Below are 23,252 nucleotides of genomic sequence, written 5' to 3' on the forward strand. Positions count from 1 at the left end.
AAATTGCGAATGGGTTAATCGAAGGGATCGGCGCGGGCGACGAGGGGAGCGTTATCCAATGCATAAAGGTTCGGAACCGGTTCCTGGCGCTCTTGTTCTTGGACGAGTTTATGGTATTTGCTCATAATCTTCGCATAATACCGTCTCGGCATGGCTCCCCCTTCTTTCACCCTTTTGTCGTAGATTACCGGGCCGAGATTATAGGCGTAGACGGCTTTTTCCAAACTTTTGTATTGCAGCATCAATTTGGTAAGATACAGCGCGCCGAGAGTAATATTGCCCTCGATTTCGCGATAATGGGGGAGATCGGCGGCTTCGATTTTTTCTTCTCCTACGATGGCGGGCGATTCGCGGACTTGCCGAGTAAGAGCGCGTCCGGTGCTGGGCATAAGCTGCATCAGGCCATGCGCTCCCTTGCTGGATTCTACGCTGGGACGAAGAGAGGATTCCGTGGACATCAACGCCAATAAGAACATGGGATGATAGCCGTATTTTTGGCTGACTTCGTCCACCTCTTTGGCGATTTTGCGTTTGTCGTTTTCGGGCAATTCCGCCTTGCTCAGCTCCTGAATGGCGTCGAGAATTTCGACGCGCCGCTTTAACTGATCGATTTCCTGGCGGTTTTGCTGCAGGAGGATATCCCGTTCCTTGATTTGATTCTGCAAAAAGATTTTTACCCGGCGTTCTTTTTCCACTTCATTATCTTTTTTCATGATCCAAAAAACGGAGCCGCCGGCGCCCGCCGTCATGGTGAGGAAAATGAAAATAAGAAAAAAGAAGGGGATAGGAATAGCGCCGCGTTTGACGATTTCTCTTTTATCCTCATATCGGCGTAACTTTATGAGTTTCATAGCCCATCTCCTTGATTCCTATAAAAACGTAAGAGCGGTTTACCTCATACCGTTTCGTTTGGGGGGCGCTCGAAGCAGCTGTTCGATTATCAGCTTCTTTGAGCCATCTCTCAGAATGCGAAAAAATTTGAGAACCGCTCTATTGAATGGACCGAATTCCTGTTTATAGTAAAATTAAAGCAATTATCGATCCATCTATAATTTATTTTTACAAAAAAATTAGAATTATCAATTATCGCGACTTTCATCTCCATTAATGGCCTGCGAAATGCCGTCTTATATAACGATAATCTAACTTTCCTTGTAACGATAACGCAAATTGAAAATTTGTCAGATAAAATTCCCTTTCTTGCTTGTGGAGCCGTAGGCGATAAGCGGCGATGGAAGAGAAAATTACAACTCGGCGGGATGCCCTCGCCCTCTCAAAGGAATGGAAGAAATAAATAACAGTTCGGTTACAGGCGAAACGCCTGTTCTACCAGTGTTTCGAACGATCTTACGTTTACTAATCCTCCTCAATCGTTCTCAATGCGTCTACGAAGAGTATAACGAACTAATCGCTATAATCCAAGCGCAACAAGACGCTCTCTTCTGCGCCCTTGAAGCGAAGAAGCGTTGAAACCAAGTTGGAAGGACAAAAAAACGATTACGGCTTTTTAGCCGTTCTAGCGGTTTCGTGGCTTTTCAACGTCTCGAAATCGGCGATCCTCCAAGCGCCGTCTTCGAAAATCAGATCGTATTGACGTTGAAGGCTGAGATTTTTATCCGGCATTTTATGGTTTTCGAAGCAATAGACCGATGTTTTGTTTCCATGCGTCTGAGCGGAGGTGATTTCGGAGATTTGCTTGTATAGCGGACCGACGGAATGGCGGTCCTGATATTTCTTCATCCTCTGCAAAACATATTCGTGGACATTGTCGGCCTTTCGCTTATGCACGGGGAAGCAGCGGGCGAGACAAAAATATTCCGTCTCGAAATCTTGCTTGTTCCAGGCGTCGACGAAGCAGCGGCAAACGTCTTCCGGACCTAAATTGCGGATGGCGTTTTTCTTCGCTTGGTGTTGCGCCTCGGTGATGGAGGAATCGCCCGCCATCGAGGTTCTTTTTTCCATTTTCCGGATTTGGTTGACCTTGCGCAGCAAATGCTCGATCAGCTGGTCGTAGATCTCGCGTTCGCGCTGCGTCAAATGATTGGCGGAATAATACAGCATTTTTCCCAGCAGAGATATCTGTTCTTCTTCGGAAAGAATATTGTCCATGATTCACCGCCTCCCTCGGCGAACCGGCGAAAGCCGGCGGCCGATCATCATTCTTTCACGGGCAATGCCTTCCCGTTTCATTGCAATGGAAGGCGATATTCCACGTCGTCGGTCGTTCCTTTGATTTTGTCTTTGCCCGCGCTGGAAAGAATGACCGTCTTTCCCTCATATTTTAAAGAATACTTGTTTCCGAAACGATCGCGGGCCGCATCCGAGCCTACGACGCCTCCGCTTTCCAGTTCCTCCATCGAATTGGGATACCTTCCATGATCGATATAATACATCGAAATGCCTTTTTTAATCGTCGGAAAATTGAACGTATCGGATTTGTCCCGGATCTCGATATACCGGTTGACGTTGCTCAATCCTGTGGCGTCGTTGAGAAATTGATCCGCTTTTTCCGCTACCTTATTTTCCTTCATTTTCGTCGATACGACGCGGTAAACATTAGCGCCAAGGACGATCACAACGAGAAGCGCTATCACTTTTGCTGCCGTTTTCATTAACTTCACCTCATTATAATTATATTGTCTAAAAATCAATCGCAAAAATCAAGTTGTTTTTATTATTTTCTAGTCCACTGTCAGGAGAGCCGTTTCTCAATAAGAATAAACGCAGGAAAAGCCCCTAAAAATACGGCGATTCCTCCTCCAACTTAACAGAGCCAATTGCGCCATTGTTTGGGATTTCCCGTTGAATCAAAATCGAATGAATTATATAAAATTTTAAAAAAATTGTTTTATCGGTTGACCTTAAGAGCAATCATATGGGATAATCGGTAAAACGTACGATAACTTGGGTTTTCTTTGTCTTCAATTTAACGATTACGGCATTAGCAAAACTTGAGTTACGTCAATTTTTATCCAAAGAAAAGGGGAGGTACTTAGTATGAGAAAGATGTTTAGCGTTTTTATTATTGGGATGCTTTGCATCCTAACGGCTTCGGCTTCCTATGCGCAGATCGGCATCTTTTCCGCTAACGTGGATGTCGATAACGGTCAGCTGGGAGCCGAAGGGAGCGCTTCATACGATCCAGCGACGGATACGTATACCGTGAACGGAAGCGGCGCGGACGTATGGAACAACACCGGCAGCAATTTCCACTTTGTTTATCGCGAATGGACCGGCGATTTCGATTTACGCGCCGATGTGAGCGTTAGCGGCGGTTTGGAAACGCAAGCTTGGATCAAAGCCATGCTGTTTTGCGCCGAAGGGCTGGAAGGCTGGTCGAATTACGTGACCACCCGCGTTCGCCGCGACGGCCAGTACAGCACCCAATGGCGCGGCGGCGGAGAAGCCTCCGACGCCAGTACGGCCAGCGCTTTGCGCGTTACCGGTCTGAATCCGGCGCGTCAGCGTCTGGTTCGAATCGGCAACACCTTCTCCACCTACTATTTACATGCAACTACGGGCGAATGGACGCTTATCGATTCCAATGAAGTGGCGCTATCGGAAACTGTTCTGGTTGGTTTTGGCGTCTGCTCCCATGACTTAGGTCAAATCGCGACGGGGACATTTTCGAAAGTGGCCTTAGGAGCTCCGATCGAAGGTCCCTTCGACCTGACCATCGATGTCGACAACGGTCAGTTGGGCGCGGAAGGCGCCGCCGCTTACGACGCCGCCGCCGGCATATATACGATCGATGGCAGCGGCGCGGATGTTTGGAACAACACCGGCAGCAACTTCCGTTTTGTGTACAAAGAGTGGAGCGGCGATTTCGAACTGACCGCCGATGTCGCGGTCGCCGGCGGCCTTGAAACGCAAGCCTGGATTAAATCCATGCTCTATGCCGCCGAAAGCCTGGATGGTTGGGGCAACTATGTAGCCACCCGCGTCCGGCGCGACGGCCAGTACAGCACGCAGTGGCGCGGCGGCGGCGAAGCCTCCGATGCCAGCACCGCCAGCGCTCTTCGCGTATCTGGATTGAATCCCGCCCGTCAGCGCCTAACCCGCGTCGGCGACTCGTTCACCACATCTTATTTGGACGCGGCTAGCGGCGCATGGAAAAATATCGATACAAACGTAGTCGTATTGCAGGATCCCATCTTTCTGGGATTGGGCGTTTGCTCCCACGATTTAGGCCAAATCGCAACGGGAACGTTCAGCAATATTGAATTGACCGGCGGAACCACAGACGCAAGCGATTGGCAACTGTATTAAAAAAACAGCTCGTATTCATAGCAAATCGTTTGGCCAACATACAGCCGTTATTATCTCATTGGATAATTCCCCGTATTTCTCCCCACATTGAGGGAGAAATACGGGTTTTTTTATGTCCGATCCGATGCATTCATCTTTCCCTTAACGCCTGCCAAAGCAAGTAAAAAATGATAGTCGCCATTATTCGTTTTCAACGTATTGAATGGATAAAAAGGAAGCCGTTATACCATTAATCCCTCAGAAGATAAATGGTCTCGCTATAGATCCCAACCAGATTCATAAGCAAGAGGAAAAACAGGTTGCCATCTTTTCTTCATCGAAAAGATGGTAAAAACCTTGAAAAACGCTTTATTGGGGTATAATTAAAAAAGTTTACTTCCGCCACAACATAAAAAGTGCGTTTGATTATTCGTATTCTTTCCTGTATGGGCCATTAGCTCAATTGGTAGAGCATCCGACTCTTAATCGGCAGGTTTCAGGTTCGATTCCTGAATGGCCCATTTCCTTAAACCCTCATTAATCAATTATTTATATTCTCCTTTCTGTCTGGAATTCTTCTCATAATAATTATCTATGCGCTAGATTTGCGTTAACCATTTTTCGTAAACGAATTGAGAAGAAAAAGCATGCTCCCCCTTCAGAATTGGTCTTAAGGGACAGGAGGCAATTCCTGTTGGGCTATGCCCTCCTTGCATTGTCCCCTTTCCTCCGGCATGGCCTGGAGAAATTCAAGCCCAAAGAAAAGTCGGTTTCCACCTTATTTTTTCGTTTTTCTGTCTAGACAATGGAGGCCACTTAAATGATTCTCTCCATACTATATGTAATGGTTGTATAGTTATTGATATGAAATGGGAAAATGTTCGAAACAATGAATCTTTCATCGAGGAGCCTTTGGAAATGTTCAAATCTTCAGCGGCATTTTTTCTTTTTTTCTTCATACGGATATGCGTCGTCATTGCTGTATTCGATCAGCCAGTCGCCGCAGAATCTTCTGACTCCGAGTTGCGCTTGGCGCATGATGGGAAGCCATTGTGCACCATTGTCACGTCGGAGAATCCCACTCCGGCGGCGCGCTTGGCGGCGTTAGAGTTTCAATTCCACATTATGAAGATCACAGGGGCGGAACTGCCCATCCGAAGCGATAACGAGAAAGTCGAGGGAATACGGGTGCTTATCGGGGATAGTAAGGCCACGCGGGCGCTGGGGATTGAAAGAGCCTCTTTCGCTCCGCAGGAATATCTCATTGCCTTTCGACCGGACGCATTGATTCTTATCGGACGCGATTGGGAGGATACGGCGGCCAATCGGAGGGAATTCGGCCGTCCCATGAATTGCGGAGATACGCTGGAAGCTACTCGGCAGCGCATCGACTACTGGAAAACCGTGGGGTATCCGGAACGCAGCGCGGGCGAGATGGAACTTCCGGGCGTTTACGACGATCTGGGAACGTGTTACGCCGCTTATCACTTCATCGAACAATTTTGTAATGTTCGCTGGTATGGGCCAAACGAAATGAGCATCATTTTCCCCTCTCAACCAACGCTTACAGTTAGCGGAACCGATATTCGGCGGTCTCCGGCGCTTAAATATCGCGACGCCCTTTGGTCTGGCAATTGGCCGTTCATGAAAGGACAGTGGGGTCCAACAACGCAATCCGAGATTTATCTGTTTTGGCGGCGTCTTCGCCTTGGCGGCGAGAAATGGGCTGGAAACCACACCTTCCACCGCAGGACCATTCAAGCCGTATTCACCAATCCTGCTTATCAGGCGCAAGGACCTGGTCGAGGAACGCAACTCTGTTATAGCAATCCGTTGCTGGTCGAAGAAGTCGCGCAGATGGCGCGGGATTTCTTTGGCGGCAAAAAGAACGCGCCCGAAGGATGGAAAGCGGTAGGCGATTATTTTGCGATCGTTCCGGACGACAATTCGAACTTCTGCCAATGCGACCCGTGCAAGGCTTTGCTGGCCTCAGGAAAGGACATGCATACCGGCCAGTTCAGCAGCGGCGAAGTCAGCAACTACTTCTTTTCCTTCGTAAACGCCGTCGCAAGGGAAGTGCGCAAAACCCATCCCGACAAATATATTGCCGCGCTCGCTTATTGGAATTACGCCTTGCCGCCTCGCGGCTTCGATATCGAACCCAACGTATCCGTGGCTCCCTGCCTTCATACTTGCCTCTACGCCATCCACCCCGAAATCCGCGAGAACGACATGATGTTATACAAGGAATGGCTGCAAAAAGCCAAAGCGCCGATTTTCCTCTGGAACTACTACCATCATCCGATGGAGCCCGCCTTGATTGACAAATGGAAGTGTTTCCCGAACGTGATGGCGCATGAGACTGCGCGGACGATGCGGATGTTCATCCAAGACGGCGTCCGGGGGATTTTCGTGTGCGGCGAACAAGAGATGCTGGAAGGTTATGTGATCGCCAAACTCTGGGACGATCCAGACCAGGATGTGGACGCCATGCTGCATGAGTTTTTCCTCCGCTATTTCGGCGCGGCTGCCGAGCCGATGGAGAATTTTTACCGTAAGCTTGAGGAGATTGCCTGCGATCCAAAGAACTATCCACCGCCCTATTACAAGCAAAATGGCATTGATTGGAAGAATGTCGCCTGGACGCGCCTGGGAATGGCGGAACGAATGAAAGAGCTGGGCGCACTGATGAACCAGGCCCAGACGCTTGCCCATACCGAACCGGAGAAGCAACGCATCGGCTTGTGGCGCGAGGCGTTATGGAAATGGATGGAAGAAGGCTGCGCTCAGTACGCCGCTGACGAATCGGCGCATTCCGATTTTAAAAAATAAGCGAGATTCTTCCAATTCGGGCTTGCTGAAATTTGTAAGTCTTGACAAACGAGTATATTAAGATATAACTTCCTGAAGGAATGCGAAAGAGAATCTGCGTGTATTTTTCAAAACCTTAGCACATAAGTTGAGGTCCTCATGTATCGAAATGCCGCTATGGTCTGAACCGAATCATGGCGAAATTGCCCGCAACGTCCCTGACGGTAATCGCGCTCAATCTGCTAGTCATGAATCTAGGAAAGTTGTATCGGATGGGAATGGAGAAAGGACTTTTTGTTGGCCTTTTGGCGTATTGGAAGAGAATCTATGAGGCGTCAGGAAAACTTTGGCAAGTCCTTGGCGAGCTGGGAGCCGCATGGATGCGCCGAAAGGATTCTCAGGCGACGCTATCCGATCGTCAAGCGAACGGCGCCGCTCCCCTGCTCCGTCCGCTCTTATTTCGGTAGTAAAGGTATTTCAGCAAGCCCTATTTGGGATGATAAAAGTAGGATGAATCGCGCCATATGACTCATCGATTACTCTAATGGCTCAAACAGCGAGGCCTATCCTATGATCTATAGAAAAGCGGGATGATTTTATGATGCGTAGGAAGGGTTTTACGTTAATCGAGTTGCTCATCGTCGTGGCGATCATCGGCATCCTGGCGGCTATCGCCGTTCCCAATTTTCTCAACGCCCGAACTCGCGCTTTACTTGCGCGGGTATATTCGGAACATCGCGCCATCGAAGACGCTTTAACCGCCTATAAAATTGACGAAAACGCCTATCCCGTCGACTCGGGAACCGCCTGCATCGCTCCGCCTCGCGTTACGATTTCGCTCAACGGCGTCAAGCAGACCGTTACCGGGATCGGCGTGATTACTACTCCCATCGCTTATTTGAACCGCATTCCGCAAGACCCTTTCATCCCGCCCCGGGATCCGGATATCGGCTGGTACCAGTGCTATGTCTATTTCGGCTCCAACGCTCCGTTCAATTACGGAGAATTCGAAGGACGCTCCCATTACATTATCTATTCCGTCGGCCCCGACAAGAAGCTGCAATGGTCGTTCGGCGGCAACCGTTATTCGCCCAGCAACGGCCTGGTCAGCGAAGGGGATATCATCCGAGTCGGTCCGGGATTGCGCAACAGCGCAGCGGGGTGATGGATTTTTGTTTACTCATGTTTCGCGCGAATGTCTTTTTTCTATGAATTTGCACTCTATCCAATTCCTCTCCCAAGATTGGGAGAGGTTAGGTGAGGGTTGATATGATGAACTTAGTCCCTCACCCTAACCCTTTCCCAAAGGGCGAGGGAACAGAAATGCGATTCGTAGAGATATATACGATCTTTGGCTATTCGTTCATTTCCCAGGCGATTTCAATGCGATGAACGGGACCGGCGACTCCAAAGAGATTCTCGGTCCTGAAAGAGAATTGATTCTTTCCCTTCTCCAAAGGCAGCGTTAACTGTTCGCCGCAATCGGCCCAGGAACCGTCTGGACGCGACATTTGATAGTTGCGAAAGTTCGGCGTAAAAGAGGATAAAGACGCGCTGGCGCAGTTGTCTTTAATCTCTACAGTGGAATGGATGACATTGGGCGTCCACTCGATCCAATCTCTTCTTGTCGTCGTTATTAAATAGGGCGTGTTGTACGCCCAATGAGGTTTTCCATCGCGATGCCAAACGTTTTGGCGAAAGAACTCGTCATCCAGCATAAATAGAACGGAATTGCCGGCGGCGGGAAATGAGGTAAAGCGATTAGTTGTGTTTTCCCAACTGCACCAACGATAGGTTTCGGCGGTAGGGCCGTAGTCGCCTGAGTATTGATCCGTATCATGTTCTCCATTCAGTCCAAAGCATGGCAATACGGATTTTCCTCCGTCTTTCCATACTTCGTCGCGTATCTCTAACGCCGATAATGGAAGATGGTCTTTTTCGAAATGAACATCGTATTTCGCGTCGATCAATACCCACTTGCCGAAAGAATTCACCCAGACTTCGTTGACTCCATGATGCCCGCCTTTCTCGATCGTACCGGGACCGCATCCCAGCCGGCGCGCAACATAGCCGTAACTGTTTAGGACGGCCTCTTGCACGATGCTGAAATGGGCGCAATGAAAGCCGCCTCCTTGCAACGCCGCATCGAGAATGGCGAAGGCGTCGCCCCGAGTTGGAGTCGGATGATCGTTTTCTATCCTGATTTTCGATTTGATCCAATGGCGAAGCCGCAGGATACGGCGCCATTCGTCTGTTTCCCCAGCGACGACTTGATCCAATCCATAACGCTCGCGCAGTTGTTTTATGCGCGGATTATAATAACTGTCGTAGGCGCGGAACAATTCGTTGCCGTGATATTCGGGATTTTTTACGGGGATTATCGTGAAATGCCCGTTCTCCGCCTTAGGAGTTATGTGCGATAGAACGATGATCGCCGTTATGAGGATGTATTTAAAAAGATGAGTACTCATTGAATCTCTCGATCCTCCCAATGATGAATTAAACAGCCGCTTTTGATCGTCAGCAGGAAAATGGAAGAGAAAGTGGCTCTTCGAAAATGATCCATATATACCGAATCTGTTCCTGCTTGTATAGTTGAGCTGGGCAGGCTCAAAGCGAAGAGCATCCTCCTTTCGATAAAATAACGCGCATTGCGTGCTTGATGGAAGGTTTGATTTGAGCGCATTATCTTCCCGCAAGTCCCCGTAAAAGATAATAAATATTTTTCAGATATTCGTTTTCTACCGTAACGACGCCCTCTTCGTTCGTCCACCAATCGCTCGCGGAATAGATTTCTTCCGGCGCGGGCGCAATGAGGATTTCGCATCCGGTTCCGCGAAACATGCGGTCCATCGTCCATTTCGCTCTTCGCGACTGGAAGAGACCGGAGACGATCAGGATGGAGTTCCGGTTATTTTCCAGCATCCATTTTTTCAGGAACGCCGCTTCGGCGTAAGTGCTGTAAAAAGGCTCTTGGCTCCAATGCGTCCGTTCGGCGGGAACGCTGCGCAATTTGAAAATCGCCTGGCAAATCCGCCCTTCCAAGACGATCAAGTCGCGGTAGGGAATATCGGGCGGAGCGTCAATGGGCAGGCAGATCACGATGTCCGGCGCATAGCCAGTCTGGAATAATTCCGCCGCCTTTTCCACTCGTTGCCAACCGCCTCCGCCTAGAACGGCGATGGCGTCGCAGGATTTCAGTTTGGATTCGTAAATAAGGAAAGAGGCGAACGATTGCAGAATGGATTGGCGATGATAATAACCGATCGCTAGAATGAGGACTATCGACGTCAGCGCCAACGCGATGCGCTTCCAACGCCGCCGGAATTTCGCCAGAGTAGAAGAGGCTTCCAGCCTCTTGATCTGAAAGAGAGCGATTCCTTTCCAACGCCGCCGGAATTTCGCTGGTTTGGATTTCGTTGGAAGCGGCGATGAAGTCTCGCCTGCGGATTCTGATGAATCCGATAGATCCGGATCGACATCCATTCGATGGCGTTTAAGAATAGACATAGGCATGGTTATTAAGGACAATAGTAAAACGATCGTTTCAATACTAAGGAGGATAGCCGAATGTCGTACAAAAGAAAAATGGTTGCCATCGCCGCTGCATCTTTTGTCTTAACGCTTTTTGCGGGACTCTCCGCCATGGCGGCGGACGAGAATCACCCCGCGATCCGCTTGGGCATGGTGGGATTGGATACGTCGCACGTCATCGCCTTTACCAACATGATGAACGATCCCAACAATGCCGACTACGTTCCTGGGGCCAAAGTCGTCGCAGGCTTCAGAGGCGGAAGTTCCGACATCGAAAGCAGCATCAGCCGGGTGGACGACTATACAAAGCAATTGCAAGAGAAATTCGGCGTCATGATTTACGATTCCATCGCCGAACTTTGCCGCAACGTAGACGGCGTGCTGATCGAAAGCGTCGATGGACGGCCCCATCTCGAACAAGCCAAACAAGTCATAGCGGCGGGTTTGCCGATGTTCATCGATAAGCCGGTTGGGGGCTGTTTTGAAGACGCTCTGGAAATCGCCCGTCTAGCCAAGAAAGCGGGCGTCCCCTGGTTTGGCGGTTCCAGCCTTCATTGGGTGAGAACCTGGCGCGAAGCCATGAAGCCGGAAAAAATCGGCGAAATATTAGGTTGCGATTCCTACTCCCCTTGTTCCTACGAGCCGCATCATCCCGATCTCTTCTGGTATGGCGTCCACGGCGTCGATCCGCTTTATGCGGCGATGGGGCGCGGATGCCAAACCGTGGCGCGGACGCATACGGAAGATTACGATTACGTTGTCGGCGTCTGGAAAGACGGACGCATCGGAACCTACCGTGGGATGCGCAAAGGGGCGCACGATTATGGAATGACGATTTTTGGGTCCAAAGATCAAGTGGAAGTCAAAGGGCACAGCTATAAAGGATTGGTCGAAGAGATCGTAAAATTCTTCCAAACCAAGAAGCCGCCTATATCTGCGGAGGAGATTGTCGAAATGTACGCCTTCATGCAGGCGGCGGACGAAAGCAAAAACCAGGGAGGCAAGCCGGTTCCCGTCCCGCAATTTTCGCTGGAGTGAAATAAGCAAAAAAAAAATTAAACGCCCTCCGCGCGTAAATCATACGCAAGGAGGGCGTTTCTATTCTTGGGAAAATCGAATCGGCGCGAATGAAAAAAGAAGGGGCGGATCGTTCGACCCGCCCCGAATTATTGAATACTATTTACTTTTTCTAAATTATTTCTTTTTCTTCTCGCGAGCCACGGCGCAGGCGGCGGAATGGCGCGCGATGGGAACGCGGAAGGGCGAGCAGGAAACGTAATCCAAGCCGATCCGATGGCAGAATTCCACCGACTGGGGATCGCCGCCGTGTTCGCCGCAGATGCCCAGTTTCAGTTTCGGGCGAACGGCGCGTCCGCGCTCGACGGCGAGTTGCATCAATTCGCCGATGCCCGTCTGATCGATGGTTTGGAATGGATCGTCCGGTAGAATTCCTTTCGCGACGTAGGGATGGAGAAATGCGCCGGAATCGTCGCGGCTGTAGCCGAATCCCATTTGCGTAAGGTCGTTGGTGCCGAAGGAGAAGAATTCCGCTACTTCCGCGATCTGGCCCGCGACGAGGCAGGCGCGCGGAATTTCGATCATGGTGCCATACATGTGCGGAATGCTCTTGACGCCGGTCTTTTTCACCGTTTCGGCATATACCCGCTTGGCGATGGCGAGTTGGTCGGTCAATTCCTCGACGAGACTGACGACGGGGATCATGATTTCGGGGAAGGGTTTCTTTTTCACCTTTAGCAATTCCGCCGTCGCTTCCAAAATGGCGCGAATCTGCATTTCGGCGATTTCGGGATACGTCACGCCCAAACGGACGCCGCGATGCCCCATCATGGGATTGAGTTCGTGAAGCGCATCCGCCCGTTCCTTAAATTCGGCGGGAGTAATCTTCAACTCTTTGCAGAGTTTCGCGATTTCTGCTTCTTCCTGAGGAACGAATTCGTGAAGCGGAGGGTCCAACAGGCGGATGGTAACGGGCAAGCCGTCCATCGCCACCAGGGTTTCCTTGATATCGTTCTTAACGAAGGGGAAGAGTTCGTCCAAGGCTTTGCGCCGTTCTTCTTCATTTTTGGACAGAATCATTTTGCGCAATTTGGAAAGCGGCTGTTCCGAACCTTTGCCGTAGAACATATGTTCGGTGCGGAAAAGCCCGATGCCTTCGGCGCCGAACTCGCGAGCCTTGGCGGCGTCTTGGGGCGTTTCGGCGTTGGTGCGGATTTTAAGACGGCGGACGCCATCGCAAATTTTCATGAACTGGTCGAAATAGATATTGCCTTCGCCCGCTTCGATCAAGGGAAGCGCTCCCTGATAAACGTAGCCCTTGGTGCCGTTCAATGTGATGGTATCGCCTTCCTTTAAAAAGGCGTCGTTGCAGCTCATGGTTTTCTTGGCGGCGCTGATGCTGAGAGCGCCCGCTCCGACGATGCAGCACTTGCCCCAGCCGCGGGCCACCAACGCCGCATGGCTGGTCATGCCGCCGCGAGCGGTGAGAATAGCGACGGCGGCGCGCATCCCTTCCACGTCTTCCGGATTGGTCTCTTCGCGCACGAGAATGACTTTCTTGCCTTTCTTCGTCCACTCGACGGCGTCAGCCGCTGTAAAAACGATCTGGCCGCAGGCGCCGCCCGGTCCGGCGGGAAGACCCTTAGCGAATACTTTGGTTTTTTTCTCGACAGCGGGATCGACGATGGGGTGCAGCAGTTCGTCCAATTGCGAAGGCGAAACGCGGAGGATGGCGGTCTCCTTGTCGATCAGCTTCGATTTGCACATTTCTACGGCCATGCGCACGGCGGCGGGACCATTGCGTTTGCCGACGCGGCATTGCAGCATCCACAGGCGGCCTTCCTGGATCGTGAATTCGATATCCAGCATATCGTGATAATGCTTTTCCAATTTCTTCTGGATGCCGTCTAGTTGCTTGTATACTTTCGGCATGGCTTCTTCCAACGAGAGAAGATGCATGCTCTGTTCGGTCTTTCCGGATTTGTTGATTGGGCTGGGAGTGCGAATGCCCGCGACGACATCCTCGCCTTGGGCGTTGGACAGCCATTCGCCATAGAACACATCCTCGCCGGTGGCGGGGTTGCGCGTGAAGGCGACGCCGGTGGCGGAAGTATCGCCCATGTTGCCGAAGACCATCGCCTGCACGTTGACGGCGGTGCCCCAATCGTGGGGAATGCCTTCGATGTTGCGGTAGGACACGGCGCGCTTGCCGTTCCAAGATTGAAAGACGGCGTTAATGGCGCCCCACAACTGATCCATGGGATCGTCAGGGAAGGCTTTCTTCATGATTTTCTTGACTTTTTCTTTATAAACGCCGACCAATTCTTGAAGGTCTTCGGCGGAGAGATCGCAATCCTGCTTGATGTTCCGTTTGTGTTTTAATTTTTCCAATTCTTCTTCCAACTGCTTGCGGATGCCTTGTCCTTCGGGAGGTTCGATGCCCGCCGCTTTTTCCATAACAACGTCGGCGTACATCTGAATAAGGCGCCGGTAAGAGTCCCAAGCGAAACGGGGATTCTTCGTTTTCTCGATCAAGCCTTGGATTGTGTTCTCGTTGAGGCCCACGTTGAGGATCGTCTCCATCATGCCGGGCATGGAAGAACGGGCGCCGGAACGAACGGAAACCAAGAGGGGATTTTTGACGTCCCCAAATTTCATGGACATGATCTTTTCGACTCTTTTCAGAGCGTCGGTGACTTCTTTAACCAAGCTGGGAGGATACTTGCCTTTGTTCTCGTAATAGAGGGTGCACACTTCGGTCGTAATCGTGAATCCCGCCGGAACGGGAACTTGCAGATTGACCATTTCGGCGAGGTTCGCCCCCTTGCCGCCAAGGAGGTTTTTCATTCCGCTATCGCCGTCCGCCTTGCCTTCTCCAAAAAAATACACGTTTTTCTTGCTCATAATCTCTTTACCTATCCTGATGTTTTCTAGATTCAAATGGTCGAAGGACGATTGGCTGCATCCTTCCCAACTATAGCCGCAGCTTAACAATAATAATGTATTATTCACTCTTGTCAAAATCAGTGAAGGCATAAAAACGCATTCTTTACGTTTTTTAGCTTTTTTCTAAAGTTTTCTTATGGAAAAGTAAGGAATGGGACGCGATCATTCGCCGGTTTCCCTCCCGGCTTTCGCCGTTCCCCTGCGATTTGCGCCTGCCTGAAAAGGAAAAATGGAGTACAATTTCTTCGCCGGCGCTACGAAACGTCCGCCGCTTTCTTGGAATGCGTTCTCTTTACCTTTGTGTAATTTTCCAAAATCCTCAAAGGATGGATTTTCCGATATGGATGTCATAGAAAAAAAACTTCATGAAATCTGCGAACGATTTTATGAATTGGAAAGACAACTCGGCGATCCCGCCAATTTGTCCAATCGTTCTCTCCTGACGGATCTCAGCCGCAAACACGCGGAATTGTTGCCCGTCGTCAAGGATTTTAAGGAATGGGAGCGCATCCGGCGGGAACTCGATGAAATCAAAAATCTTATCGCTTCCGACGATTCCGAACTGGCCGAAATGGCGAAGATGGAACTGCCGGAACTGAAAACGCGGGAAGAGGAAGCAAAGCTGCGCCTAATGGAATATCTTAAGCCGAAGGATCCCAACGCCCACCGCAATACGATCCTTGAGATTCGCGCTGGGACGGGCGGAGAAGAAGCGGCGTTGTTCGCGGGCGATCTTTTCCGCATGTATTGCCGCTACGCCGAATCCCATAAATGGACGGTCGAGGTTCTTTCTTCCAATCCTACCGGCAAAGGCGGCTTCAAGGAAATCATCTTCGCCGTGAACGGACCGGGCGCTTATTCCCGGCTGCGATTCGAAGCGGGAACCCACCGCGTTCAGCGCGTGCCCGAAACGGAAGCGTCCGGACGCATTCATACCTCCGCCGCCACTGTCGCCGTTCTTCCCGAAGCCGACGAAGTGGAAATCGACATCTCGCCCGAAGATTTGCGGATCGACGTTTTCCGTTCCTCCGGGCCGGGCGGGCAAAGCGTGAATACGACCGATTCCGCCGTGCGCATTACGCATATTCCTACCGGTTTGGTAGTTAGCTGCCAGGATGAAAAATCGCAACATAAAAACCGGGCGCGGGCGCTTAAAGTGTTGCGCAGCCGCCTATTGGAAATCGAACAGGAACGCCAGGCGAATGAAGAGCGGGAGCAAAGGCGCTCCATGGTAGGAACCGGCGACCGCAGCGGACGCATCCGCACGTACAATTTTCCGCAAAACCGGCTGACAGATCATCGCATCAATTATACGGTTCATCGTTTGGAAACCGTCATGGAAGGCGAACTGGACGAGTTAATCGGCGCTTTGGCTCAGGCGGAACAATTAAACCATTTGCAAGAAGCTAGTTAACGCTTGATTTTTAAATGGGATTTATACTTTACTTTCCAATAAAATCCAGTATATTCGAGGAGGTTTGGATATTAGAATATCCTGGAATGGAGATTGCGGGAATGAATGTCAAAGACGCCATCGAACAATGCGTAGAACTTTTTGAAACAAGGAAAGTGGAATCTCCCCGGCTATCCGCCGAACTTCTTGTCGCTTTTGCGGCGTCGATGGATCGTGCGCAAGTGCTGGCCAACCCGTCGAAAGAATTATCGTCGCATGAGCAGATTCAGCTTAAAAGCATTCTGCAAAGACGGGCTAAACACGAACCGATTCCTTATATTACCGGAGAAATCGAGTTTTTTTCCATTCCTTTTTCCATTTCTAATGGCGTATTCATCCCCCGGCCGGATACGGAGACGCTCGTATCGGCGGCGTTGGATATTTTGAAGAAGTTAAACGATCCTAAAATCTACGATATGGGATTCGGATGCGGCAACGTGATCATCTCCTTGGCGCTGAACCTGGAAAGCGGCGTCTTTTGGGGCAGCGATATATCTAGCCAGGCTTATAAGGTCGCTATGCAAAACGTTACCCGCCACGAATTGAATAGCTATGTTACCCTGCGCGAGGGCAATCTATTCGCTCCCATGAGAACCGAACTAACCAAGGATTTCGACATGATCGTCAGCAATCCGCCTTACGTCAAAACCGGCGATATCCAAAAGCTCCCCAATCAAATCCGCGATTTCGAACCGGTTATCGCTTTGGATGGAGGACGCGATGGGATGAACTTTATCAAGTCGTTCCTGGACGGCGCTCCCCCCATGCTCAAGCCCGGCGGCTATCTCCTCCTGGAAGCCGATCCTACGATCATGTCGACGATTCGCACCGAAGTAAGGCGGCGTGGCCTATTCGAAGATTTCGCCGTGCATAACGACGCTTCCGGAAAAGAACGAGTATGTCAGTTCCGGACGAAATCCCGTTAGGCGGTTGGAATTGTCTATGATGGAGTCGCAATGCGGAAAGCGAATACTCGCCTGTTTTTTGACATTTGAAATGGTTTTCGTATTCGCCGATTGTTCCAACGCCCCCTATTCTCAATTCAATCAAGGAGTCGTCAACCTCCATACCGGCGACGAGGCGAAGGCGGAATCGTCTTTTGAAGAGGCGGTACGTCAGGACCCCCATAACGCAGAAGCCTGGAATCAACTGGGCATAATCGCTTTCGATCGCGGCGATAAGGAGAAAGCAGAGAAATGTTTCCGTTCGGCGCTCGAATTGAAGCCCCATAACGCCGTCTATACCCGCAACCTGGCGATCGTCTTCGCGCAAAAGAAAGAGTTGGATTTAGCGGACCGGATGCTCGGCAAAGCGCTCGAGTTGGATCCTTCCGATGCCGATACCTATGTGGCGTTGGCGAAAGTCAAAGCCTTGACCGGCGATAAAGAGTCCGCCCGCCAAGCTGCGGAAAAAGCGCTCAAGTTGAATCCCGCCCATCAAGAGGCGATCGCAGTGCGCAGTTGGCTGCGAGAGCCTTCTCCCTAAAACCATAACGAAAAAAGAAAAGCGGCGCCAATCCATTCACGGCGCGAATCGCGGCGGATAGACTCTCCTTGTTACTGTAAATTAACCAAGTTATTGAAATCGTTTTCCTTTAACGGGTAGAGCAGGCGTCTCGCCTGCTCTATGAATGCAGGCGGGACGCCTGCTTTACCCTATATATTCCTCCATAGGATCAGGAGCCGCATGGCATGTTGACTTTTACGAATCCGCTCTTGTTATGGGCGTTTCCCGTTCTCGTTCTTCCTTGGATATTCCGCCGCCGGCGCGAGGAGCGGATATTGCATATCGATTTTCCCCTGCTTCGTTTTCTGCGCGAGTCGGAAGAGAAGGAGCGCGTCAATCCTTTCCTGCAGGAACTTTTGTTACTTCTTTTACGGACGATGTTATTGGCGATGCTGCTGCTCGCGCTGGCAGGTCCTAAATGGACAGTCGATGCTCCCGGACGAAAGAGTTTGTTTTCCTCATTGTTTTCTTTCGGGCGTATGTTTCAGTCTCACGTGCTGGTTTTAGATACTTCTTATAGCATGGGATATGGAACTGGGGAAACATCCTGGTTCCATCAAGCGCGCCAAGCTTGGGACCTTATAGAAAGAAATATTCGCGGCTTGTCGTTGGATCGCGTTCAATGGGATCGGACGACGGTTGCGCCGGATCGTTCTTCCCGCCTTTTCTCTCTCTCCTCCCGCGAGATAGAAACGTTGTTTCAATCTGCGCCTAGTGCGGAAGGAACGTCCGTTCCAGAATTGATGACGGCTTCCCAGCGATCCTTCGACGACGCTCATAGCATGATTCTCGTAACCGACGGCCAACGCCTGCCCTGGGCGCCGCTTTTGGATTCCTCGGTGGATTTCAAATTCCCCGCCTCTCTTCTCGCCGTTTCAGTAGGCGAGAAGCCTGTCGTCAATCGGTGGTGCGAAGTGAAGATGCTATCGTCTCCCCCATGGGGAATCGCCGGTTGGGAGACCATCGCGGGACAAACGCGCTCGCTGGGCGGCGACGGCGTTTCTGGGACTGTTTCCATTATTCATGCGGAATCCGGCGATCCCGCCTATTCCGATGCGGTTTCGTTTCCCGCATCCCCGAACGCCGTTGCGGCGCTGCCTTTTCTTTTCACCTCTCGATTCTCCGATTTAATGGCGAGGGACGTCCAACGTAAGCGCCCCGATGTATTGAAATTTTCCATTAAGCTGGAACCGGCGGACCCGCTTCCCATCGATAACGAGATGACGTTGGAGGTTCCCGTAATTGAAAATTTCTCCCTAGCGATTCTCTGCGACGCCGCCGTGGATTCCCCAGTTTTGTCCATTCTAACATCGGCTCTCAATCCGCTGGCCGGTTCGCCGCAATCGCCGCCGGTTCGTCTGGAAAACCTTAATCCGCCCCTTCGCGAAATCTCTGAGTCGGTCGATCTCGCCGTTATCGTTCCCAGCCTCGTATCTACCTGGTCGCCTTTGGAATCCACCGCTGCGATGGAATACATCAAAAACGGCGGCGCCGCCATTATTTTTACAATCGCATCCGAAATGGAGTTGGAATCCTGGAATCGCTTCTTGACGGAACTGGGATGGGTATGGAATCCAACGGAAGCGTCCGCCGCGCCGGAAGGCGTTGCCGTCTCCAGCGCAGGACTCTTGACACAATCACTGAAAGTTTGGGAAGAATCGATATGGAAGCCTTGGCTGCCCAAGCGTCATGGAAACTTGAAAACGGGCGCTTCCCTCGTTTCCTACCGCCTGGGCGATCAAAGTTGCGGCTTAATCGCGGAAGCGTCATTGGGCAAGGGAAAATTCTGGTTGGTCAATACATCGCTCGCCCTCGATTCCGAAACGCTCCTATCCCCCGCGCTGCCTCCCTTCCTGTGGGAAACGGCCAAAGAAGCGGCGCGGCTGAAAAAGCAATACGCGCTTACCCTCCCGGCGCCAAAACCGGAATCCAACCTCACCCTCCTGACGGATCAAGAAAAATCGCAATTGTCCGAACGGTACGGCGTTCAATTCACGGGAATGGAAACCCTGGAAAAGACGCTGAATAGCCGCTTCGGCGGAACCGACCTGCGAATGCTGCTCCTCTTCCTCTGCGTCCTGCTAGGCTTAACGGAATCCTGGCTCTCCAACCATTTGGCGTCGATATAGAGGGGAATTTCGACGAGAAACGATTATCGCGCCATAGTTCCTTTACCAATCAACTGATATTCTGCTATTCTTTAGAGTGAAGACGATAATAAAGGAGTTTATTCCATGAGTGAATTGGTGCTTCACGACGTGGACGAAAGTATTCTGGATCGTTTAAACCAAACCGCTTCATCGCATGGAGTCTCGATAGAGGAAGAGGCGAAAAATATTTTAAATAACCATCTTTTCGCTTCCAAATCAAAAGAAAACGCTCTTGCGAAAACGCGCGCCATTCGCCGCCGCACCGCTGGACGGACTCATACAAGCGGAGTTCAGATTAAACGGGAAATCTACGAGAAAACATCCTAAAGATTAGCCAAATCCATATTGAGATTATGCTCATAATCGTCGATGCTTGCGTCGTTATAAAATGGTTCTTTGAAGAAGAAATGAATGAGGAGGCGGATCGTCTTCTCTCTGGCGATTATACGGTGAGCGCGCCTTATTTTCTGCTCTTGGAATTTTCCAATTTCCTTCTTAGAAAGCGCCGCAAGGGCGAACTCTCCGATAAAGAAGCACGCGAGGTTCAGATGACAGTTCTCGATTGCATCGATATATTTCATTCCACAGATCAACTTATCCCTAGAGCGAATCAAATTTCCACTGAAATTAACCACTCGCCCTACGATTGTCTCTATTTGGCCGCCGCGGAATCTCAACGATCTTTCCTAATCACGGCCGATAGAGAATTGTATGATCGGGTGAGGAATAGTCCTTATCGCAACATTATCGCATGGATTGAATATCCAGTTTTATAAGATTAATTATGGGTTCATTAATCAAGAAAAAAAGTATTATTAAATTGCAATGAAGCTATTCAAGCAACTCAAAAAATATTCCCATTAAATACGCATAAGGATCATTTATCATCATTTTAAAAGAGAATCGTAAAGAGATCGGAAATGAAACACGAAGGGCATAAATATTAAGAGGATTTCCAATGGCTTCTCTTACGAATATGCAAGATTTACGGACTATTCTAGGCCATCTGAACGCGGAAAAACCTGCGGGGCTAGGACTGAAAGATGGAGAAACGGCGCGTCAGGAACGAGGCGGCGATTTTTTGCGCAGATTGAATCTCGAACTAGAAAGCCGTCAGGGAAAAGCGCGGGTGCTTGTTACAGGACAAATTGGGGTTGGGAAGTCTACCGAATTATTACACTTTTTTCATAACCACGGTGGAATAAAAAAAACTGGTTATTGGATTTTCTGTAATTTAGAAAAAGATGAACATCCGGAACGATGCGGCGCAACAGGAGTTTTTCTTACAATTTTAAGAGATTGTTGGGGGGCAACACGAAATTTACGTAATAAAGCTGATCTACCACAAAGGGACAAAAAAGAATATCTTCAGTTACGGGATGAAATATTGAAAAGATTAATCGATTGGCTAAAAGGTGAGATCATTGAAGATGACGCAACAGCAATTTTTCGTTTTGGAAACATGGATTTTCCTGTATTTCTTGAAGAAAAGGGACAAGCATTAGCTCTTATATTAGGGAAAGCCTCTCAGCATGAAGCTGTTTCTCAACGTTCGGAACAATTCGGATTAGTTCCTGACTCTTTAGTAAATTTATTAAATAAATTACTAATATGGATAAAGAATGCATGGTATGAACGTCCACCTGTTTTAATTGTCGATCATGTAGATAAAATCCGTGATTCAACAGCCGCTAGCGAAGTTTTAAAAGAATCTATTCCGCATTGGCAACGAATTGAAGCCTCCATCATCATGACGGCGCCTTATGAATATACGCTGGGAGAGATGCGCCATTCCGTCGAATCGTATTGGGGAAGGCCGTTGATGATTTATCCGCTAGAGATTCCCGAATTGGATGAGAGCGACATTCCTTCCATTTATCATGATATACTCAAGAGTTGCGGATTGTATACGCTCATCACGACGGATAGTTTAAGATTACTGGCTCATTATAGCGGGGGAATACCTCGTTCCTTCGTCCAGTTTTTGATAGAAGCCAGTAAAGAAGCGCATTTGTCAGGGCATAAAAGAATTGAAACTTCCGATGCGCAGGCAATTATATACAATGCGGAAAGAGCGTATCAGGATTATGGTCCAACTCAAATGGATTTATTGGATCAGATTACGCAAAATAAAATCGGATTAAATCAATCGGCGTATCTTTTGCGATCCCCGATTGGGCTGCTGGTATTGGAAGCTAAAGAGGGAGTGCAACCCTTACGTGTTCATCCATTGGCTCAAAAAATGCTGGAACGCTATCGGATGAATCCGATGAAAAGCGCAATATAATATGTCTACCGCCGAACAATTCGCCCAATCCATCCTGTTAGAAAATCGCGGCGTTCATGTCCTGCTTTGGAGCGATCAAGACGATCTCTATCGAGCTTTGATCGTCATTCTTTCCGTCCTGAAAGACCAGCCGGTTTATCCCTTGCTGCTTACTTCTACAAATGAATCCATTTCAAAACTTAGAAGCTTATTCGAGATAAAACAACCGCCGCAAGAAATCGATGGGGAGACAGACGAATCCCTGCTGCCTGCAAGAAAAGACCTTTTGATATTCTTTATTCAACAAGCGACAAGTAAAATGATCGGACCATGGTTGAATGGATGGCGGAGCCAAATAGCCTCTTCCCCTGGAACCCTCTTAGTGATTCGTCACGCCGATTTTATGGACTTTCAAAGAGAGGCGCCCGATTTAGCGTCCTTTTTCGGTTCGAAAAATCAGGATTCCGCTTCTATGTTATCGCTCTGGAATAAAGAAACCGCCCAAAATATCAAAATAAATTTACCGAAAGAACTTCATGATATTCTCATAAAACTACCAGGAGAACTCCCTTCCAAGAAAGAAATTGAATTTTGGATAAAACAACATCCTCCTATTGACGCATAGATTCTTGCTATGAATAGTTTACCTTTTAAGGAAATTCAAAATTTATTTTTGAAATGTTTGAAAGAGGCGAATATTTTTGATCGTCCCGATTCCGATGGCAGGTTATTCGAAGCGGAAGACATTACAAAAGATAATAAAAGATGGTTAGCGGTTGCGGCAGGAGTCAATAAAAAAGAAGCAAGCGAGCTATTCTTCGGAAATAAATCGCGCGCCGTCAAAGCGGAGTATCCAATCCGCTTCCATCGATCCGGCGAAATCCGAATGTTATTTATCGTTCGTCCCTTCGATAGCGATTTATCCAAAGTTCAACCCTTATCATTAATAATGCCTTTCGCGAAAACCATTCCATGGTTGGAAGTACGTCAAGCCTATCTTAGAGTTTCGAATTTACCTCAAAATGATAAAAATATCGATAATATTCGTTGGGAGTGGGATTGCAATTACTTCAGAGAAAAGCCGCAAGAATTTTGGCTCAAAGGTTGGTTCGATGAATTAGGTTTTAATCCATCCCACTCGCCATCTCATCTTCATTTTAATTCGAATAAATCAATCCAAAATAATCCATCGAGCATCCGTGATGGCGATTTAGCGGATGATTTGCGCCTTGCCATAGGAAATCCCAATCCTCTCGCTTTTATTATTTCGCTTGCCTTATGGATAAAGACTTTGCAAGTACGATAAAATAATTTGAGTTAA

19 protein-coding genes, 1 tRNA gene and 1 pseudogene are annotated in these 23,252 nt (G+C 49.4%); 15 read left to right on the forward strand and 6 right to left on the reverse strand.

Features of this window, described 5'->3' with window-relative positions:
- Positions 1–14: 14 nt before the first annotated feature.
- From AB1656_11865 to AB1656_11875, 3 genes are all read right to left on the reverse strand, one after another.
- Positions 15–851 carry a transglycosylase SLT domain-containing protein gene (locus AB1656_11865; protein MEW6236076.1) on the reverse strand — a complete coding sequence of 279 codons (837 nt, stop codon included), beginning with the start codon at positions 849–851 and terminating at the stop codon, positions 15–17.
- A 646-nt stretch (positions 852–1,497) separates the two neighbouring features.
- Entirely contained in the window at positions 1,498–2,109 is a 612-nt protein-coding gene (locus tag AB1656_11870; protein ID MEW6236077.1) for a hypothetical protein, read from the reverse strand.
- A 77-nt stretch (positions 2,110–2,186) separates the two neighbouring features.
- Positions 2,187–2,612 carry a hypothetical protein gene (locus tag AB1656_11875; protein ID MEW6236078.1) on the reverse strand — a complete coding sequence of 142 codons (426 nt, stop codon included), beginning with the start codon at positions 2,610–2,612 and terminating at the stop codon, positions 2,187–2,189.
- Positions 2,613–2,997: 385 nt separating this feature from the next.
- On the opposite strand from AB1656_11875, the gene AB1656_11880 reads away from it, so the two are divergent.
- From AB1656_11880 to AB1656_11900, 5 genes and pseudogenes are all read left to right on the forward strand, one after another.
- On the forward strand, positions 2,998–4,269 hold the full coding sequence (locus tag AB1656_11880; GenBank protein ID MEW6236079.1) for a hypothetical protein: 1,272 nt from the start codon (positions 2,998–3,000) through the stop codon (positions 4,267–4,269).
- 427 nt (positions 4,270–4,696) lie between these two features.
- Positions 4,697–4,769: transfer RNA gene (locus tag AB1656_11885), tRNA-Lys, on the forward strand.
- A gap of 397 nt (positions 4,770–5,166) precedes the next feature.
- Positions 5,167–7,080 carry a DUF4838 domain-containing protein gene (locus AB1656_11890; GenBank protein ID MEW6236080.1) on the forward strand — a complete coding sequence of 638 codons (1,914 nt, stop codon included), beginning with the start codon at positions 5,167–5,169 and terminating at the stop codon, positions 7,078–7,080.
- 140 nt (positions 7,081–7,220) lie between these two features.
- Positions 7,221–7,316: pseudogene (locus AB1656_11895) on the forward strand (transposase).
- 341 nt (positions 7,317–7,657) lie between these two features.
- The gene (locus AB1656_11900) at positions 7,658–8,224 is read left to right on the forward strand and encodes a prepilin-type N-terminal cleavage/methylation domain-containing protein (GenBank protein MEW6236081.1); all 567 of its coding nucleotides are present in this window, start codon (positions 7,658–7,660) and stop codon (positions 8,222–8,224) included.
- 190 nt (positions 8,225–8,414) lie between these two features.
- On the opposite strand, the gene AB1656_11905 is transcribed toward AB1656_11900, so the two are convergent.
- On the reverse strand, positions 8,415–9,530 hold the full coding sequence (locus AB1656_11905) for a transglutaminase domain-containing protein (protein MEW6236082.1): 1,116 nt from the start codon (positions 9,528–9,530) through the stop codon (positions 8,415–8,417).
- Between the two features lie 214 nt (positions 9,531–9,744).
- Positions 9,745–10,545: a YdcF family protein gene (locus AB1656_11910; protein ID MEW6236083.1), complete on the reverse strand. Its 801-nt coding sequence runs from the start codon at positions 10,543–10,545 to the stop codon at positions 9,745–9,747.
- Between the two features lie 84 nt (positions 10,546–10,629).
- On the opposite strand from AB1656_11910, the gene AB1656_11915 reads away from it, so the two are divergent.
- Positions 10,630–11,631 (forward strand): Gfo/Idh/MocA family oxidoreductase, encoded by a 1,002-nt coding sequence (locus AB1656_11915; GenBank protein ID MEW6236084.1) that lies wholly within the window; start codon positions 10,630–10,632, stop codon positions 11,629–11,631.
- 156 nt (positions 11,632–11,787) lie between these two features.
- Here the strand turns inward: AB1656_11915 and ppdK are convergent, their stop codons facing one another.
- Positions 11,788–14,514: a pyruvate, phosphate dikinase gene (ppdK, locus tag AB1656_11920; GenBank protein ID MEW6236085.1), complete on the reverse strand. Its 2,727-nt coding sequence runs from the start codon at positions 14,512–14,514 to the stop codon at positions 11,788–11,790.
- 382 nt (positions 14,515–14,896) lie between these two features.
- Here ppdK and prfA point away from each other — a divergent pair, with 382 nt between their 5' ends.
- The 9 genes from prfA to AB1656_11965 all read left to right on the forward strand — a co-directional run bounded on the left by prfA (position 14,897) and on the right by AB1656_11965 (position 23,237).
- The gene (gene prfA / locus AB1656_11925) at positions 14,897–15,970 is read left to right on the forward strand and encodes a peptide chain release factor 1 (GenBank protein ID MEW6236086.1); all 1,074 of its coding nucleotides are present in this window, start codon (positions 14,897–14,899) and stop codon (positions 15,968–15,970) included.
- A 101-nt stretch (positions 15,971–16,071) separates the two neighbouring features.
- Positions 16,072–16,935 (forward strand): peptide chain release factor N(5)-glutamine methyltransferase, encoded by an 864-nt coding sequence (gene prmC / locus AB1656_11930; GenBank protein ID MEW6236087.1) that lies wholly within the window; start codon positions 16,072–16,074, stop codon positions 16,933–16,935.
- 16 nt (positions 16,936–16,951) lie between these two features.
- A complete protein-coding gene (locus AB1656_11935; protein ID MEW6236088.1) occupies positions 16,952–17,494 on the forward strand; it encodes a tetratricopeptide repeat protein in 543 nt (180 codons plus the stop codon).
- 206 nt (positions 17,495–17,700) lie between these two features.
- Complete coding sequence (locus AB1656_11940) at positions 17,701–19,644, forward strand: BatA domain-containing protein (protein ID MEW6236089.1); 1,944 nt, start codon at positions 17,701–17,703, stop codon at positions 19,642–19,644.
- 105 nt (positions 19,645–19,749) lie between these two features.
- Positions 19,750–19,992: a hypothetical protein gene (locus tag AB1656_11945; protein ID MEW6236090.1), complete on the forward strand. Its 243-nt coding sequence runs from the start codon at positions 19,750–19,752 to the stop codon at positions 19,990–19,992.
- A gap of 80 nt (positions 19,993–20,072) precedes the next feature.
- Positions 20,073–20,441 carry a type II toxin-antitoxin system VapC family toxin gene (locus tag AB1656_11950; protein MEW6236091.1) on the forward strand — a complete coding sequence of 123 codons (369 nt, stop codon included), beginning with the start codon at positions 20,073–20,075 and terminating at the stop codon, positions 20,439–20,441.
- Positions 20,442–20,623: 182 nt separating this feature from the next.
- Positions 20,624–21,952: a hypothetical protein gene (locus tag AB1656_11955; protein MEW6236092.1), complete on the forward strand. Its 1,329-nt coding sequence runs from the start codon at positions 20,624–20,626 to the stop codon at positions 21,950–21,952.
- A gap of 97 nt (positions 21,953–22,049) precedes the next feature.
- Positions 22,050–22,556: a hypothetical protein gene (locus AB1656_11960; protein MEW6236093.1), complete on the forward strand. Its 507-nt coding sequence runs from the start codon at positions 22,050–22,052 to the stop codon at positions 22,554–22,556.
- Between the two features lie 9 nt (positions 22,557–22,565).
- Positions 22,566–23,237 carry a hypothetical protein gene (locus AB1656_11965; protein ID MEW6236094.1) on the forward strand — a complete coding sequence of 224 codons (672 nt, stop codon included), beginning with the start codon at positions 22,566–22,568 and terminating at the stop codon, positions 23,235–23,237.
- The last annotated feature ends 15 nt before the right edge of the window (positions 23,238–23,252 follow it).

Source organism: Candidatus Omnitrophota bacterium (assembly GCA_040755155.1).
Taxonomy (GTDB): domain Bacteria; phylum Hinthialibacterota; class Hinthialibacteria; order Hinthialibacterales; family Hinthialibacteraceae; genus JBFMBP01.